We start from the raw sequence: 16,136 nt of genomic DNA, 5'->3' as shown, positions 1-16,136 counted from the left end.
CCTATTTTACCGCCGCGGTTTGCGGCGTCGCGACGACGCGGCGGAATCGGACCAGCACCTTCGTGCCATTGTGGGCGGGGTCGCGCTCGACGCTGGCGTCGAGCTTGGCGGCCATTGCGGTGACGATGCGCTGGCCCATGCCGGTGCCGCGCGGATCGACCTTGTCGTCGAAGCCCACGCCCTCGTCGCTGATCGACAGCAGGAGATCGTCGCCCTCCGGCTTGAGCTCGACATCGATCGGGCCGGCGCCGTCGGGATAGGCGTATTTCACCGCGTTCATCACGAGCTCGTTGACGATGATGCCGATCGCGACCGCGCGATCCGGGTCGATCTCGATCGGGCCGGCGTTCAGCGTCAGCCGCGACATCTTGTTGCCTTCGGTCGATCGCCTGAGATCCTCGAGCAGCGCTTCGAGATACTGGTTCAGCATCACCGTCTTGAAGTCCTGCGAGGTGTAGAGGCGGCGGTGCACCTGCGCGACCGCGGCAACACGGCCCATGGCGTTGGTCAGGGCGGCCTTCACGTCGTCCTGGGTCGCGGAGTTGGCCTGCAAATGCAGCAGCGAGGCGATGATCTGCAGTGAATTGCCGACGCGGTGGTTGACTTCGCGCAGCAGGACCTCGCGTTCGGCGGCGAGCGCCGCGTAGCGATCCCGCGAGGCGTGCACCTCCGCCTCAGCCTCGTCGCGCGCCTTCTGGATCGCAGCGCGTCGGATCGCGCCGTTCACTGCGACCTGGAGCAGGGGGATGAATTCGCCCCTGACGTCCTTGACCAGGTAGTCTGCGGCGCCGGCCTTCAGCGCGGTGACGGCGATTGCGGAGTCCTGCGAGGCGGTGACGAACACCACCGGCGGCGCATCCGGAATCTTCAGGATCTGCTCCAGCGTCTCCAGTCCATCGGCGCCGGGCATGTACTGGTCGAGCGCGATGACGTCGATGCCGCCCTGAGCAAGACGAACGAGGCCTTCCTGGCCGTCGGCGGCGTGCACGACCTTGAAGCCCGCGCGCGTCAGCCCGCGTTCGACCAGCCGCGCAAGGGTCGCATCGTCATCGATATAGAGCAGTGTCGGCGTCGCGCTGGTCATGTTGAAGCGGGCGGAACCTGAATCACGGAGAAGAACAGCCCGAGCTGGCGAATGGCGTTGGCAAAGCTTTCGTAATTCACCGGCTTGGTGATATAGACATTGCAACCGAGCTCATAGCAGCGCTTGATTTCCTGGGAATCATCTGTCGTGGTCAGCACCACGACCGGCGTCGACTTGAGAAACTTGTTCTCCTTGACCCGCTTCAGGATATCGATGCCGGTCATGTCGGGCAGATTGAGATCGAGCAGGATCAGCAGCGCCTGGCCCATGCGTTCGGCTGCGGTGCCGTCCTTGCCGAAGAGATAGTTGACAGCCGCCGTGCCATTCGCGAACGGAATGATCTCGTTGTTGACCCCCGATCGCCGGATGTTGCGTTCGATCAGGCGAGCATGGCCCTCATCGTCCTCGATCATGATGATGGTGACTGGATTGCTCATGAAGCTCTGTCCCGGTTCTTGCCTGTCCAATTGATAGGCAGTGTTATCGTGAAGGTGCTGCCGCTGTGAAGCTCCGATGCTACCGACATGGTGCCTCCTAGTCTGCGCACAAGTGCGCGGACATGGGCGAGACCGATACCCTGGCCGGGCTTGTCCTGGGTTCCGGCGCGGCGGAACAGTTCGAAGATGCGCTGATGGTCCTTCGGATCGATGCCGCGGCCATTGTCCGCGATCTCGTAGATCGCAAAGCCGAGCTTGGTGCGGCCCTCGATCGTAATCTCGCCGGGGACGCCGTCCCTGAGGTATTTCAGCGCGTTGTCGATCAGGTTGGAGAAGATCTGCTCGATCGCCAGCCGGTCGCTGACGATATCAGGCAGTGAACCGATTTCGACGGTGGTGTTGCTCTCTGCGGCCTGGTGGGCAACCGTCTTGACGATGCCGTCGATCAGCTCACGGACGTCGATCGGCTCCGGTTTGAACTCGCGCCGACCTTCGCGGGTGAGATTGAGGATCGCGGTGATCAGCCGGTCCATCTTGGCGATCGAGGATTTGATGAAGCCGAGCGACTCGCTGAAATCGTCGGACAGTTGCTTGTCGGAGCCTTCCAGTTCGGGCTCGGCGGTATCGGTAGCATCATCCGGCATCGCCGACGCGAGCGACGCGGAGCGGTTGAGCGTCGCGATGCGCCGGAAGATGTCGCCGCGGAGTTCTTCCAGCTCGCTGGTGAAGCCCATGATGTTGACCAGCGGTGACCGCAGATCGTGGCTGACGATATAGGCGAAACGCTGGATCTCCTCGTTGGCCTCGCGCAGGTCGGCAGTGCGCTCGTCGACGGTCGCTTCGAGGTTGACGTTGATGTCGCGCAGCTTCGCCTCTGCCTCGTCGCGGGCCCGTGAGGATTGCCGCAGCAGCACGATCGAGAAGCCGGCGAGCGCCAGCACCATGCAGGAGCCTGCGATGGTGACCGAGGACGCCAGGACCTGGGTCTTGTCCGCGGTCTCGGTGCGCATCGCGAACAGGCGGTTCTCCTCGGTGCGCATGTCGCTGCCGATCCGCGCGATCGCCGCCACCGCATCCGTTGACGCGGTGCTGCGCAGGTCGGCGATGCTGTCGGTAATGTCGTTGTTTTTGGCGTGGTCGATGTCGCGGGCGAGCTCGGACAGGCGCCGATCGATCGCGATCTTGAGTTTTTCGCTGTTGGCGACCTGCGTCGGATTGTCGGCGGTGATCTTTGTGAGATGGTCGAGCGCAGCCGGGATGCCTGTCGCGGCAGACTGATATTCCGCCAGATGTTGCGGCGCGGATGTCAGCAGATACGCCCGGGTGGCGCTTTCGGCACGGCGGATCTCAACCAGCAGGGTCGCGATCTGGCTCTCGACCTCGACGGTATGGACCACCGAGGCGTTGTCCTCGCGCGCCTTGTTCACCAGCAGCACCGAGGCCACGCTGACCGCGACCAGCACCAGAAAGCCCGCCGAGAGGAGCAGGATTTGCAGGGCACTGCGCCGCCGTGAAGCCCCCAGCGTCACGATCGTCTCGTCAAATCAATGGAGTTCAATTGAGCCCCGGGGCAAGCCATTAACTCAATGATACGCTTGAGCAAGGCTCGGGTTCCACGGGGCCGCCGGATTATTTCGGCGGCTCGGCAGGTTGACCCGCGAGATACTGTTCCAGCCAGTGGATGTGGTAGTCGCCCTCGATGATGTCGGGCTCGCGGACCAGGGCGCGGAACAACGGCAACGTCGTTTCGATCCCGTCGACCACCATCTCGTCCAAGGCCCGGCGCAGCCGCATCAGGCATTCGCCGCGGGTCTTGCCGTGCACGATCAGCTTGCCGACCAGCGAATCGTAATAGGGCGGGATCATGTAGCCTTGATAGACGGCGGAATCGATCCGCACGCCGAGGCCGCCCGGCGGATGGAATTGCGTGATCCGTCCGGGCGAAGGGCGGAAGGTCTGCGGGTTCTCCGCATTGATGCGGCACTCGATGGCGTGGCCGATGATGGCGATGTCATCCTGTCTCGCCGGGAGGTCGCCGCCGGCGGCGATCCTGATCTGCTCCAGCACCAGATCGATGTCGGTGATGCTTTCGGTTACGGGGTGCTCGACCTGGATGCGCGTGTTCATTTCGATGAAATAGAATTCGCCGTCCTCGTAGAGGAATTCGATAGTGCCGACGCCGAGATACTTCATGTCCCGCATCGCCTTGGCGCAGGTCTCGCCGATCTTGGCGCGCGCGGCGGCAGCGAGCACCGGCGAGGGGCCTTCCTCCCAGACCTTCTGGTGACGGCGCTGCAACGAGCAGTCGCGCTCGCCGAGATGGATGGCGCCGCCGCGGCCGTCGCCGAGAATCTGGATCTCGATGTGGCGCGGCTTCTGCAGGTATTTTTCCAGATAGACCGAGGCGTCGCCGAACGCCGACTTGGCCTCGTTGGCCGCGGTCGACAGCGCGAGCGCCAGGTCAGCCTCGGTGTGGGCGACCTTCATGCCGCGGCCGCCGCCGCCGGCGGCCGCCTTCACCAGCACCGGGAAGCCGATCGACTTCGCGATCGCCATCGCATCGTCTTCCGACGTCACCGCGCCGTCCGAGCCAGGCACCACGGGAATGCCGAGGCGCTTGGCGGTCTTCTTGGCCTCGATCTTGTCGCCCATCAGGCGGATGTGCTCGGCCTTGGGGCCGATGAAGTGCAGATTGTGATCGGCGAGGATCTCGGCGAAGCGCGCGTTCTCGGACAGGAAGCCGTAGCCGGGATGCACGGCATCCGCCCCGGTGATCTCGCAGGCCGCGAGCAGCGCTGGCACGTTGAGGTAGGAATCCTTCGAGGGCGGCGGCCCGATGCAGACGCTCTCGTCGGCGAGCCGCACATGCATGGCGTCGGCGTCCGCGGTGGAGTGCACCGCGACGGTGGAGATGCCGAGCTCCTTGCAGGCGCGCAGCACGCGGAGCGCAATCTCGCCGCGATTGGCTATGAGGATCTTGTCGAACATGGCGTCCCAAGGGGCGAGTAGCCGGTCGCGAGTAGCGAATGGAGCATTATTTCATCAACCATTCGCTATTCGCCACCCACCATTCGCTATTCAATGATGACGAGCGGCTCGCCGAATTCGACGGGCTGGCCGTCCTCGACGAGGATCTGCGTCACGGTGCCGGCGCGCGGCGACGGAATCTGGTTCATCGTCTTCATCGCCTCAATGATCAGGAGCGTCTGGCCGGCAGACACTTTCGTGCCGACTTCAACGAATGGCTTGGCGCCGGGCTCCGGCGCCCAATAGGCGGTGCCGACCATCGGCGAGGGGACGACGCCCGGGTGCTTTGCGAGATCGTTGGCCGTCGCCGCGGCCGGGACCGCGACCGGCGCTGCGACGGCCGCCTGAACCGGGATGCTCGGCACGGAGGCGGCGATGCTGACGTTGCGTGCGACGCGCACGCGCAGTCCGGCGCGCTCGATCTCGATTTCGGTCAGGTTGGTCTCGGCAAGCAGATGCGCGAGCTCGCGAATGAGGGCGCTGTCGTCGCTCGTGGATTTTGCCGCTGATTTGTCGTCTGGCTGGCGCGCCATGATCTTGATCCGGAATCTCTGTCTGGTGACGGGGAACGTCAGGATTGACGCTTAAGTCTTTGCCTTGGCGCCGATCTTGGTGGCGAGCCCGAGGATCGCGAGCCGGTAGCCGTCGATGCCAAAGCCGCAAAGCGACGCGAACGCCGCTTTAGCAGTGAACGAACGATGCCGGTAGCTCTCGCGGGCATGGATGTTGCTCACATGCACCTCGACGGCTGGGATTTTCACCGCAATCAGCGCGTCGTGTAGCGCGATGGAGGTATGGGAATAGCCGCCGGCGTTGATGATGATTCCGACCGCCTTCTTGGCATGGGCCTCGTGGATGAAGTCGATCAGTTCGCCCTCGCGGTTGGACTGTCGACAATCGGCGGCAAGGCCGAACTGCCGGGCGGTGTCCGCGCACAGCTTTTCGACATCGGCGAGGGTGGCATGGCCATAGGTCTCGGGCTCGCGCGTCCCCAACAGATTGAGGTTCGGGCCGTTCAGCACATAGATCGTTCCGGCAGCAGCCATTCCGAGGTTCCGACGAAGGGGTGGAGTGAGGCGGGTTATAGGTAACAACCGGCCGCAGGGGAAGCCTTTAGGTGGAATCCGAAGGTCTTCAACAGGTTCGTCTTGGCTGTCAGACGGCAGCGATAACCCCCTGAAAATGCTGGTTAACCAAATCCCGCGGAAGGCGCCCGCGGCGGGAGTCCCGCCCGCCATCCACTGCCCATTCCGGGGGGCGCCCGATAGCAAGACCCCGCCCAGAAGGGCGGGGTCGAAAGTAGGCGAGGGCCCGTCACGGCACCCTCGCGCCGAGGCCCGGGTTCAGCCCTCGATGATGTAGACGATCTCGTGGGTCTCCGGTTGCACGATCAGGTAGCGTCCGTGCACCAGGATGAAGTCATAACCACGCCATTGCGGATAGATCGTCACGACTCGCTCCGGCAGCGGATAGAAGCGGACGCTGGCCGGAACGCGGGTGCCGACCGCCACGTTGAAGTTCACATTGGTGACCTCGCTCACGCGCTCCGACTTGATCGCGGTCGAAATCTGGCTGCGCTTCTCCGCCGGAGGAGCCGCAGTCGCCGAGGTCGCCGCGTTGCCGGTTGTGGTCTGCGAACGGCCCTCGTTCCTTTGCGCGCGGTTGGTGTCGGTCGGATTCCGGGTCTGCGCATTCTGGTCCGTCGTTGCGCCGCTCTTGTCGCGTCCCTCAGCCTTCATGCCCTTGGAGCCCTTTGTCGTCTCGTTCTCCGGGTTCATGCCCTTCGGCTTCTGCATATTCTCTTGTGCGCCCTTGGTGGCAGGGCCGCCCTTCTCGGACTCCGCACCCCTCGGGGATTGAGCGCTCGGAGATTGACCAGTCGTGGAATGCTCGGAGCCCTTCATGCCGCCCTTATCGTGCTGCATGGTGCCCGATGACGCGCCACTGGACGGTGCATTGTGCTGCATGGTCACGCCGCCGCCGGCTCCAGGCGATTCCTTGCCGGTGCCGCCTGCGCCCTGCGCATTCGCGAGACCCGTGCCAGCGATCAGGGCCGCCGCAGCGACCGAAATCAGAAAGCGGTTAGTCATCATATTCCTCCTCGTTTCGGCATTGCCCGCGCCGACAACGAGAGAGCATCTGCGATGTTCCTAGCGATCCGAGGTTCCACGCGGCCGGTTTCGTGAATGCGCGATGAACGCGCAGAGCGCTTCAGTCGCAGGCCCAATCGAACTCCATGGTAGCGAGATCGAGCTGCGCATTCCCTCCGCCGAAGTTGAACCCGCCGAAATACTCCTCGATCTCGAGATAGGTCGCGGTGAAACTCGGCGTCCGCTGGTTCGGAAACATCGTGCCGCCGAGATGGTTGCGGCCGAGGAATCGATCGAGGTTTCGCGCAATGCCTTCTTGGGTGCAGGGCGCTATGTAGTCGCCGAGCTCATCCTTGTGCAGCAGATGATCGCGCGGCGGTTTACCGGCATTGGGATCGCGGTCGCGTGTCGCCAGCGCAATGCCGTACGCGTGGTGTCCGATGTCGGTGATGTGGCGTGAGATCGTAGGCGATGGCTGGCGCGGCCAGGGTCATGAGGTGCGTCTTCCGTGGTTGGCGACGGCCGTTAGTTGCGGCCTGCGCCGAACTGGTTCGGAGGGGACGTGCCCAAAAAAAATCCGGCTGCGCCGCAGCCGGATTTGCAGTCGACGGGATTGCTTGATCGCAGCCGGTCAGCAGGTCGCCTTGCCGCAGCGCGCGATGCCGATCTTTTCCTTGAGATTGTCGAGGCCGACCGCGCCGACCACGACCTGCTTGCCGATCACGTAGCTCGGCGTGCCGTTCATGCCCATGGCTTCGGCGAGGCGGAAGTTCTCCTCGATGGTCGCCTTTACCTCAGGGCTCGTCATATCCTTCTCGAGCTTCGCCATGTCGAGGCCGACATCCTTGGCAACCGCGAGCGCGCGCGCCTTGTCGGCGGCACCGCGGCCGCCCAGCAGCTTCTGGTGAAACTCGAGATATTTCTTTCCGGTCGGATCCTGCATGCGCACGGCAACCGCGACCTGCGCGGCCTCGACCGAGCCCTGGCTCAGCACCGGGAATTCCTTCAGCACGACCTTCAGCTTCGAATCCGATTTCATCAGGTCGAGCATGTCGGCCATCGCGCGCTTGCAGTAGCCGCAATTGTAATCGAAGAACTCGACGAAGGTGACGTCGCCGTCCTTGTTGCCGAGCGTGACGCCGCGCGGCGAGTTGAAGATGGTGTCGGCGTTCTTGGCGACATTTTGCTCATGCTTCTCGGCTTCCGCGGCCGCCTGCCGTTTGCTGAGCTCGTTCATCGCTTCCTCGAGCACCTCGGGATGCGAGACCAGGTAGTTGCGCACGATGCTCTCGATGTCGCTGCGCTGGGTGTCGGTGAAGCTCTGGGCCGACGCCGGCAGCGGCGCGGCGCAAACGCCGAGCGCGAGGAGGGCAGGAGCAAGAAAGCGGAGCGCTGGCATGGACAAATCCTTGTTGGACGTGGCTCTAAATATAGCAGGACCATGAGCCGGTTTCGGTGATCGTTGTATGGAACTACGGTTTATTTCTAGTTGTTTTTCTGGCCCGGCATGGGCTTGGCGCTCACAATGTCGTCAGCTTTGACCCAGCCGGGAGTGCCGATCGCAAACCGGGTCTTTGCGCGCGACGCTAGCTCGCGGGCGGTCTTGGTGTCGCCGCGAAGATAGGCGGCCTGCGCGGACGCAAGGTCCGCCTCCGCGTAGTCGCCCTTGCGGCCATAGGCCATGGCAAGCTGGGTATAGCCGAGTGGCGCCTCAGGCTCGCGGGCGACTGCGGCGCGCAGCATGTTGATCGCCTCGTCCGTATACGCCTTGTTGTCCGAGGCGACCAGCGCCTGGCCGAGCAGCATCTCGATCAGCGGTGCGCGGTTCGAGAGCTGCACCGCCCTGCGCAGCGGCGCGATCGCGTCCGCCGGCTTGCCGCCCTCGAGCAGCGCCTGGCCGCGCAGCTCATAGAAATAGGGATTGTTGGGCTGTGCCTGGATCAGGCTGTCGATCTGTGAGATCGCGGAGCGCAGGTCGCCGTGCAGATAGGTGGTGATGGCGCGCGCGTAACGCGCGGGCAGGCTGTTGTTGGTGAGCGGATAGCGGCGGTAGACCGTGTCCTGCCGCTCCATGAAGCCTGAGATCTTGGCGCGCATCATGTCGTGGCGAAGCTGCAGCGCAGGATCGTCCTTCTTGTCCCAGTAGGGGCTGGAGCGCGCGAGCCCCTCCAGCGCCTCGACACGGTCGACCGGCATCGGGTGTGACTGCAGATAGGGATCCGCGCCGCGCGAGGCGAACAGGCTCTCATCGGTGAAGCGCTTGAATGTCTCGTACATGCCCTTGGCGGATTGACCGGTCGCGGTCAGGAACTTCACGCCGGCGCGGTCGGCGTTCTCCTCCTGTTGGCGCTGGTAGGACAACAGCGAGCGCTGGATCATCGACTGTGGCGCCGAGAACGCGGCGGCGCCGGCATTGGTCAGGCCATTGTTGGAACCGCCACGCGCGCCCGCGGCCATGGCGCCGGCGCCGAGCAACATGGCGATGATCATCTGTGTTTGCGCCCGCGCAAGCTGCTCGTGCAGCTTGGCGAGGTGGCCGCCGGCGAGATGGCCGGTTTCGTGTGCGAGCACGCCGATGATCTGGTTCGGCGTTTCCGACTGCAGCAGCGCGCCGTAATTCACGAAGATACGGCGGCCGTCGGCGACGAAGGCGTTGAACGCACTGTCGTTGATGATCACGACTTGGATGTTCTGCTTCTCCAGGCCCGCGGCGCGCAGGATCGGCCGCGTATACTCGCGCAGAAGCTGCTCGGTCTCGGTATCGCGCAGCACGGGCGGGCCCTTGGACTGCTGCGCTTGCGCGGTGGCGACGGGGCCGACCGCGAGCGCGACCGCCGTCAGCAGCGCGGTCAGCTTGAACGTCCTGGTGCGAAGGGCGAGGCGGAACAGCATGAGGCGATCTATCGGCGATGGCCGGCCGCGAAAAGGCAAAGCCTGATTCCCGCCCTGATTGGACCAGGAGCGTGGCACAGTCTGTTGTTTTTGCAGTTTTTCTTCACGCGATCCGGTATTCAGTTCGACTGAAAACGTTATAAGGAGCCACCGAATGCGGCCAGTCTGGGGCGGTAGCCGGTGCGGGAACCTGAATTCGGCTGCGGCCGCCCAAATAGCAGAAATCCATGCTTGATGCGACACTGAGAGACCGTGCGAACAGCTTGTTGACCGCGTCCCGGCGGAGCGACGTTCCGCCCTTCATGGTGATGGACGTGATGGCTGCGGCCGCGCGAATCGAGGCGGCCGGCGGCCACGTCATCCACATGGAGGTGGGGCAGCCTGCCGCACCCGCGCCGAAACCGGCGATCGCGGCTGCGCAGGCCGCGCTTCAAGACGGGCGGATCGACTACACGTCGGCGCTCGGCATCCCGTCCTTGCGCGAGCGCATCGCGCGTCACTATCGCGACACATATGGCTGCTCGGTCGATGCGCAGCGCATCATCGTCACCACGGGCTCGTCGGGTGGATTCATCCTGGCGTTTCTGTCGATGTTCGAGCCGGGCGACCGGGTAGCGGTCACAGTGCCGGGATATCCGCCGTACCGCCACATCCTGACGGCGCTCGGCTGCGAACCGGTGCTGATCGAAACCACCGGCGACACCCGCCATGCGCTGACCGGCGAGGCGCTGCTCGCCGCCCATCGCAAGTCGCCGCTGAAAGGCGTGCTGGTCGGCAGCCCCGCCAACCCGACGGGCACCATGATGTCGCGCGAGGCGCTGTCGAACCTGATGGCCGCTGCCGACAGCGCGGGCATCCGTTTCATCTCCGACGAGATCTATCACGGACTTGATTACGCGTTTCCGGCGGTGACCGCGGCCGAGCTGTCGCCGAACGCGCTCGTCATCAACTCGTTCTCGAAATACTTCTGCATGACCGGCTGGCGCGTCGGCTGGATGGTGGTGCCGGATGTGCTGGTGCGGCCGATCGAGCGGCTGCAGCAGAACCTCTCGATCTCGGTGCCGACGCTGTCGCAGGTCGCGGCCGAGGCGGCATTCGAGGGGCGCGAGGAGATGGAAGCGATCAAGCGCGGCTATCAGGAGAACCGCCGCATCCTGATCGAGGGCCTGCCGAAGGCGGGTCTCACGAAATTCCTGCCGGCCGACGGCGCATTCTATCTTTACGCCGACGTCTCCGATTTCACCTCGGACAGCTTCGCCTTCGCAAGCGAGATGCTGGATAAGGCGCATGTCGCGGCGACCCCGGGCGTCGATTTCGATCCGATCCACGGCCGGGCCTTCATCCGTTTCTCCTATGCGCGTTCCGCGGCGGAGATGCAGGAAGCGGTCGCGCGCATCGCGCGCTGGCTCAAGTAACTCGCGCTGACGGCGGACAGATTGCGCGCGAGATCAGAACCGATCCGGCCGATACGGCGTGGCGTCCACGGGGGATGCCTCGCCGTTCATCATTTCGGCGAGCAGCCGGGCCGTGGCAGGGCCGAGCGTGAAGCCTTGATGGCCGTGGCCGAAATTTGTCCAGAGGCCGCGATGGCGCGGCGCGCGGCCGAGCACCGGTAGCATGTCGGTCGTGCAGGGACGTGTGCCGTACCAGGGCTCGGGTTCGACGCGCTTCCCGATATCGAGCAGGCCGCGCGCGGCGGCTTCCGCATGGCCGAGTTGGACCGGCGTGGCCGGAGCGTCAGGGCCGGTCAGCTCTGCGCCCGTGGTGATGCGGATTCCCCTGGCCATCGGCGCCATCGCGTAACCCATCGCGGTATCGACCAGCGGCAGGTCGAGCGAGTGGCCGCCGTGGTAGTGCATGTGGTAGCCGCGCTTGCGCACCAGCGGGATCCGGAAGCCGAACCGGTGCAGCAATTGGGGAGACCAGGGCCCGAGCGCGATCACCGCGTTGGCTGCATCGATGCGGCCCGCAGCGGTGTCGAGCGACCACCCGGATGAGGTCTCCGTCAGCGTCTGTGCATCGCCGCGCAGGACGGTGCCGCCGAGGCGTTCGAACAATGCGGCGTAGGCCGAGACGAGGCCGCCGGGATCGGACACGGTCCAGGGATCGAGCCAGTGAATGGCGCCGGGAAGGTCATCGCGCAGGATCGGTTCGGCCTTGGCAAGCTCGCTGCCGCTCAGAATGCGAAACTTGACGCCGTAGTCGCGCTCGTTCTCTTCCGCGGTGGCAATCGCACGCTCGAGCGCCGCCGGGTCGCGGTGAAGCAGGCGATAGCCTGCGCGGCGGATCAGGTTGTCGGCATGGGCCTCGCGGATCAGCGTGTCGTGCTCCGCGGTGGCATAGGCGATCAGGCGCGCCCAGGCCGCGGTGGCTTCGCGGTGCCGCTCGGGCGTGGAGTGCCACCAATAGCGCAGCAGCGGGCCGGCGTGCCGGGGCAGCGAGGCCAGGCGATAGTGCACGTCGTTGGTGCGGCCAGTCGCGATCTTCGCGAGCGTGACGAGATCGCGCGGCATCGGATAGGGACGAACGGCCTCGCTCTGGATGATCCCGGCATTGCCGTAGCTGGTTTCACGGCCCGGCTCCTTGCGGTCGACAAGCGTGACCGACCAGCCGCGACGTTGCAGGTGCAGCGCCGTGCTGACACCCACCATGCCGCCGCCAAGAACGATCGCACTTTGCATTGAAGCCTGTCTCCGTGGGGTGGGCCTGCGCTGCACCCGCCAGATAAAAAACGCCCGGGTTGAGCCGGGCGTTTTCGTTCGCGAGGGGGATTAGTTGCCGCCGCCGAAGCGCCGCGACCACCAGCCCTTGCGGGCCGGGGCTTCGGTTGTGACCGCCGGTGCCGGCTCTGCCGTCGCAGGCGCAGGCTCCGGTTCGGGGGCAGGGGCCGGCGACGGCTCCAGCGGGCCTTCGGCCAGCTCGGGCGCTGGCGTCTCCGACTGCGGGCTCGACAGGAAGTTGACCTTTTCGCGCACAGTGGAGCGGCGCCGCACTGCGCGCTCGCTTTCGGCCAGCGTTTCCTCTGTCTCCGCGGTGGCCTCGGGCGCTGCGGCCGTTGCTTCGACAGGAGCCGGCGCGACGGGCTGCGATTCCGGTGCCGACGGTTGCGCGTCAGCCTCGGGCTGGGCCAGCGACGGGGCCGGTTCCGAACGGCTGTCGAAGTCGGCGACCGCGCCGGTGGCTTCCGGCGTTGGTGCCGGGCTCAACTCGTCGGAAATCGATCCCGCGAGACCCTCGTCCTGCGGACCACTGCCGCGCCGGCGGCGGCCACCACGACGTCCGCGGCGGCGCGGGCGACGTTCGCCATCGCGCTGATCGGTGCCGGCAAACGTCTGTTGCTCCTCGTCCTCGTCGCCTTCCGCATCCTCGGCCGTGGCCGCATCGGTGCTCTCAGGCATCACATGCATCAGGTCGCCGTCCTCGCGGGGCTGGGCGCTCTCGCGCGCTTCGCTGCCACCGCCGCGGCCGCGCCGCCGGCGACGGCGCCTGCGGCGTTGACCGTCGCCTTCAGCCTCGGCGCTGGCTTCCTCGCCGGCGGCCTGGTCATCGGTGAGGCCTTCGGTTTCCTCGGTTTCGACCTCGGCCTCGTATTCGAACAGTTCCGACTCGTCGTCGGCTTCGTCGGCGTGCGCCGGTGCCGAGGCGGCCTGCGCCGCGAGCAGGGCCTTGGCCGCCTCGAGCGTGTGTACCTGCTCGCCGCGGTCGATGACGTAGGACTGCTGGCCGCTCACGGTGGCGTCGGCGACGATCGACAGCGACACCTTGAAGGATTCTTCAAGGTCGCGCAGATGGCCGCGCTTGTGGTTGAGGACATAGAGCGCGACGTCGGTGCGGGTACGCACGACCAGATTGTGGGTCGCGCCCTTCATCAGGATTTCCTCGATGCCGCGCAGCAGCTGCAGCGCGACTGACGAGACCGAGCGGACGTGACCGGAGCCGCCGCATTGCGAGCAGGGCTCGGTCGAGCTCTCCAGCACGCTGGCGCGGATGCGCTGACGCGACATTTCCAGCAGGCCGAAATGCGAGATGCGGCCGACCTGGATCCGCGCGCGGTCCTGGCGCAGGCAGTCGGACAGCTTGCGTTCGACTGCGCGGTTGTTGCGCTTCTCGTCCATGTCGATGAAGTCGATGACGATCAGGCCGGCGAGGTCGCGCAAGCGGAGCTGGCGGGCGACTTCCTCCGCCGCCTCCAGATTGGTCTTGAGCGCCGTGTCTTCGATGTGGTGCTCGCGCGTCGCTCGTCCCGAGTTGACGTCGATCGAAACGAGCGCCTCGGTCTGGTTGATGACGACGTAGCCGCCGGAGCGCAACTGCACGGTCGGCGAGAACATCGCATCGAGTTGGCTCTCGACGCCCATGCGCGAGAACAGCGGCTGGCCGTCGCGATACAGCTTCACCGCGCGCACGTTCGCGGGCATCAGCATTTTCATGAAATCGCGCGCTTCGCGGTAGCCGGCTTCGCCCGCCACCTGGATCTCGTCGATCTCCTTGTTGTAGAGGTCGCGCAGCGAACGCTTGATCAGCGAGCCTTCCTCATAGACCAGGCTCGGGGCCTGCGACCTCAGCGTCAGGTCGCGCACGGTTTCCCACATGCGGATCAGATATTCGAAGTCGCGCTTGATTTCGGGCTTGCTGCGCGAGGCGCCTGCGGTGCGCAGGATGATGCCCATGCCCTCGGGCACGTCGAGATCCTGAACCACTTCCTTCAGCCGCGAGCGGTCCTGGGCCGAGGTGATCTTGCGGCTGATGCCGCCGCCGCGCGCGGTGTTGGGCATCAGCACGGCATAGCGGCCGGCCAGTGAGAGATAGGTGGTGAGGGCGGCGCCCTTGTTGCCGCGCTCTTCCTTCACGACCTGCACCAGCATCACCTGGCGGCGCTTGATGACTTCCTGGATCTTGTACTGGCGGCGCGGCCGGAACGGGCGTTCCGGAACTTCCTCGAGCACGTCGTCTCCGCCGACGGATTCGACGACGTCTTCTTCCTCGCCTTCTTCACCGTCGTCCTCATCCTCGTCGTCGCCGGCGTCATCGCCAGGTTCGCCCTGGGACACCGCGGCGTCCTCCGACACGGCGTCCTCGGACACGGCGTGCTCAGGGGCGGCGTGGTGATCGGCCGTCGCATGCACCTCGTCCGCTGCATGCGGCGCATCGTCCGCGTGCGCGGTATTCTCCTCGACCTGTTCCTCGTGGGCCCGTTCGGGCTCATGGTTGAGCGCGACGGCCTCGGTCGGGTCGGGCGCTACCGCCGCAACCGATGCCTCGACCACCGCTGCAACGGGATCGGGCTGCGCGTCGGCATCCGGCGCGACGTTCACGTCGTGAGCGTGCTCATGCTCATGATGGTCGTCATCATGACGGTCGTGATGTTCATGATCGTCATGATGTTCGTGATCATCGTGGTGATCGTGATCATGGGCATGTTCGTGATCATGGGCGTGCTCGTGCGCCTCATGTTCGTGACTGTCGTGGGCCACCGCGTCATGGTCGTGGTGCTCGGCATCGACGGGGTGCTCGTAACCCTCGTGAGCCTGCTGCGGCTGCGCGTCGCTTGCACCCTCGACCACCTCGCTCTGCACGCGGTCGCCGTGGCCGCGGCGGCGGGCATTGCGATGGCGCGACCGGCGGCGGTGGCCGCGGTTCTCGTGTTCTTCCTCGGCCTCGCGATGGGCGCGCTCATCGGCTTCGATCAGCGCCTGACGGTCGGCGACCGGAATCTGGTAGTAGTCGGGATGGATTTCGCTGAAGGCGAGGAAGCCGTGGCGATTGCCGCCATACTCGATGAAGGCGGCCTGCAGCGACGGCTCTACGCGCGTAACTTTTGCGAGATAGATATTGCCGCGCAGTTGCTTGCGCTGGGCGGTCTCGAAATCAAACTCTTCGACTCGATTGCCACGGACCACAACGACCCGGGTCTCTTCCGGGTGGGTGGCATCGATCAACATCTTGTTGGGCATTTGGGAGCTCTTGACGGCGGCGGGCGCGATGCATGGCGCGCGCAAATAGCGCCGCCTGGTGACGCGACGGTCCACCTGATTCGGGGGTGAGGGGAAGGCCAAAACGCGTCTCGCGGCGCAGCGCCGAGCGGGAACTCGCCGGGATGATGCGGCGGGCGAGGCATTCACCTCGCGTCAACGCGATCGTCTCCGGAATCCTGGTCGGCAATGCAGTCTGGCGCATTAAGCGTCGGCCCGTCTAAACATGTTGGCGGCGAGAAGTGCCGCCGTGTCTTTTGCTGAAAGCCCGGCGCGGCACCGAAGCGCCTGCCGGCCATCGCATATCGAGACCCCAAGGGGCCGGATAATCAGCTATGCCGTGTCTCAAACCGTCCCTCTGGCGAGAGAGTGTGCCTGGGACTGGACGCCGCTCGGGCTCGAAACCGCCACTCCTTGTCAGCCGCGCGCGGCGCTGGCTGCGGAGGGACCGGAAAAACACGGCGGGATCTCCGACATCGAAGGTTCCACCGCTGCACCGGGAGGCTGAACGCGACACAACCGGGAGTACTAGCCATCAGCATCCCGTACATACGTGGATTGACCGCCGGGTGCAAGGGAAGCGTCGCGGCGAGGCAACACTCAAACCTTTTCGTCCCTGCGTCATTAAGGTGCG

The 16,136-nt window shown here is 65.3% G+C and carries 14 protein-coding genes; 3 read left to right on the top strand and 11 right to left on the bottom strand.

The genetic code is table 11. The features are described from left to right. Nucleotide 1: 1 nt before the first annotated feature. The 7 genes from MTX19_RS21135 to MTX19_RS21105 all read right to left on the bottom strand — a co-directional run bounded on the left by MTX19_RS21135 (nucleotide 2) and on the right by MTX19_RS21105 (nucleotide 6,638). On the bottom strand, nucleotides 2–1,084 hold the full coding sequence (locus MTX19_RS21135) for a histidine kinase dimerization/phosphoacceptor domain -containing protein (RefSeq protein WP_280979137.1): 1,083 nt from the start codon (nucleotides 1,082–1,084) through the stop codon (nucleotides 2–4). After that, nucleotides 1,081–1,521: a response regulator gene (locus MTX19_RS21130; protein ID WP_280971814.1), complete on the bottom strand. Its 441-nt coding sequence runs from the start codon at nucleotides 1,519–1,521 to the stop codon at nucleotides 1,081–1,083. Before MTX19_RS21130 ends, MTX19_RS21135 begins: the two co-directional genes overlap by 4 nt. Then, a complete protein-coding gene (locus MTX19_RS21125) occupies nucleotides 1,518–3,050 on the bottom strand; it encodes a CHASE3 domain-containing protein (RefSeq protein ID WP_280979136.1) in 1,533 nt (510 codons plus the stop codon). The genes MTX19_RS21130 and MTX19_RS21125 overlap by 4 nt, the downstream gene beginning before the upstream one ends. 100 nt (nucleotides 3,051–3,150) lie before the next feature. Continuing rightward, the gene (accC, locus tag MTX19_RS21120) at nucleotides 3,151–4,509 is read right to left on the bottom strand and encodes an acetyl-CoA carboxylase biotin carboxylase subunit (RefSeq protein WP_280979135.1); all 1,359 of its coding nucleotides are present in this window, start codon (nucleotides 4,507–4,509) and stop codon (nucleotides 3,151–3,153) included. 86 nt (nucleotides 4,510–4,595) lie between these two features. Beyond that, on the bottom strand, nucleotides 4,596–5,081 hold the full coding sequence (gene accB / locus MTX19_RS21115; protein WP_280979134.1) for an acetyl-CoA carboxylase biotin carboxyl carrier protein: 486 nt from the start codon (nucleotides 5,079–5,081) through the stop codon (nucleotides 4,596–4,598). A 51-nt stretch (nucleotides 5,082–5,132) separates the two neighbouring features. Then, nucleotides 5,133–5,594 carry a type II 3-dehydroquinate dehydratase gene (gene aroQ, locus MTX19_RS21110; RefSeq protein WP_280979133.1) on the bottom strand — a complete coding sequence of 154 codons (462 nt, stop codon included), beginning with the start codon at nucleotides 5,592–5,594 and terminating at the stop codon, nucleotides 5,133–5,135. 297 nt (nucleotides 5,595–5,891) lie between these two features. After that, nucleotides 5,892–6,638, bottom strand: a complete 747-nt coding sequence (locus tag MTX19_RS21105; protein WP_280979132.1) for a DUF1236 domain-containing protein — start codon at nucleotides 6,636–6,638, stop codon at nucleotides 5,892–5,894. Between the two features lie 103 nt (nucleotides 6,639–6,741). Between MTX19_RS21105 and MTX19_RS21100 the strand changes: the two genes are divergently transcribed. Beyond that, entirely contained in the window at nucleotides 6,742–7,098 is a 357-nt protein-coding gene (locus MTX19_RS21100; protein ID WP_280979131.1) for a hypothetical protein, read from the top strand. Between the two features lie 171 nt (nucleotides 7,099–7,269). Here the strand turns inward: MTX19_RS21100 and MTX19_RS21095 are convergent, their stop codons facing one another. Then, nucleotides 7,270–8,037, bottom strand: coding sequence for a DsbA family protein (locus tag MTX19_RS21095; protein ID WP_280979130.1), 768 nt, complete (start codon nucleotides 8,035–8,037; stop codon nucleotides 7,270–7,272). Between the two features lie 86 nt (nucleotides 8,038–8,123). Further along, the gene (locus tag MTX19_RS21090; RefSeq protein ID WP_280979129.1) at nucleotides 8,124–9,530 is read right to left on the bottom strand and encodes a M48 family metalloprotease; all 1,407 of its coding nucleotides are present in this window, start codon (nucleotides 9,528–9,530) and stop codon (nucleotides 8,124–8,126) included. A gap of 227 nt (nucleotides 9,531–9,757) precedes the next feature. Between MTX19_RS21090 and MTX19_RS21085 the strand changes: the two genes are divergently transcribed. Then, nucleotides 9,758–10,945 (top strand): aminotransferase class I/II-fold pyridoxal phosphate-dependent enzyme, encoded by a 1,188-nt coding sequence (locus MTX19_RS21085; protein WP_280979128.1) that lies wholly within the window; start codon nucleotides 9,758–9,760, stop codon nucleotides 10,943–10,945. 33 nt (nucleotides 10,946–10,978) lie between these two features. Here MTX19_RS21085 and MTX19_RS21080 read toward each other — a convergent pair whose 3' ends face one another. Together MTX19_RS21080 and MTX19_RS21075 are read right to left on the bottom strand one after the other, a co-directional pair. Beyond that, complete coding sequence (locus tag MTX19_RS21080; RefSeq protein WP_280979127.1) at nucleotides 10,979–12,211, bottom strand: FAD-dependent oxidoreductase; 1,233 nt, start codon at nucleotides 12,209–12,211, stop codon at nucleotides 10,979–10,981. 90 nt (nucleotides 12,212–12,301) lie between these two features. Continuing rightward, nucleotides 12,302–14,845, bottom strand: coding sequence for a ribonuclease E/G (locus tag MTX19_RS21075; RefSeq protein ID WP_280979126.1), 2,544 nt, complete (start codon nucleotides 14,843–14,845; stop codon nucleotides 12,302–12,304). Between the two features lie 15 nt (nucleotides 14,846–14,860). Here MTX19_RS21075 and MTX19_RS21070 point away from each other — a divergent pair, with 15 nt between their 5' ends. Beyond that, a complete protein-coding gene (locus tag MTX19_RS21070) occupies nucleotides 14,861–15,574 on the top strand; it encodes a hypothetical protein (protein ID WP_280979125.1) in 714 nt (237 codons plus the stop codon). Nucleotides 15,575–16,136 lie beyond the last annotated feature (562 nt).

It is taken from the genome of Bradyrhizobium sp. ISRA464 (assembly GCF_029910095.1).
GTDB lineage: Bacteria > Pseudomonadota > Alphaproteobacteria > Rhizobiales > Xanthobacteraceae > Bradyrhizobium.
The sequence above is the reverse complement of the archived record's forward strand: the minus strand, read 5'-3'. Positions and strand labels throughout refer to the sequence as shown.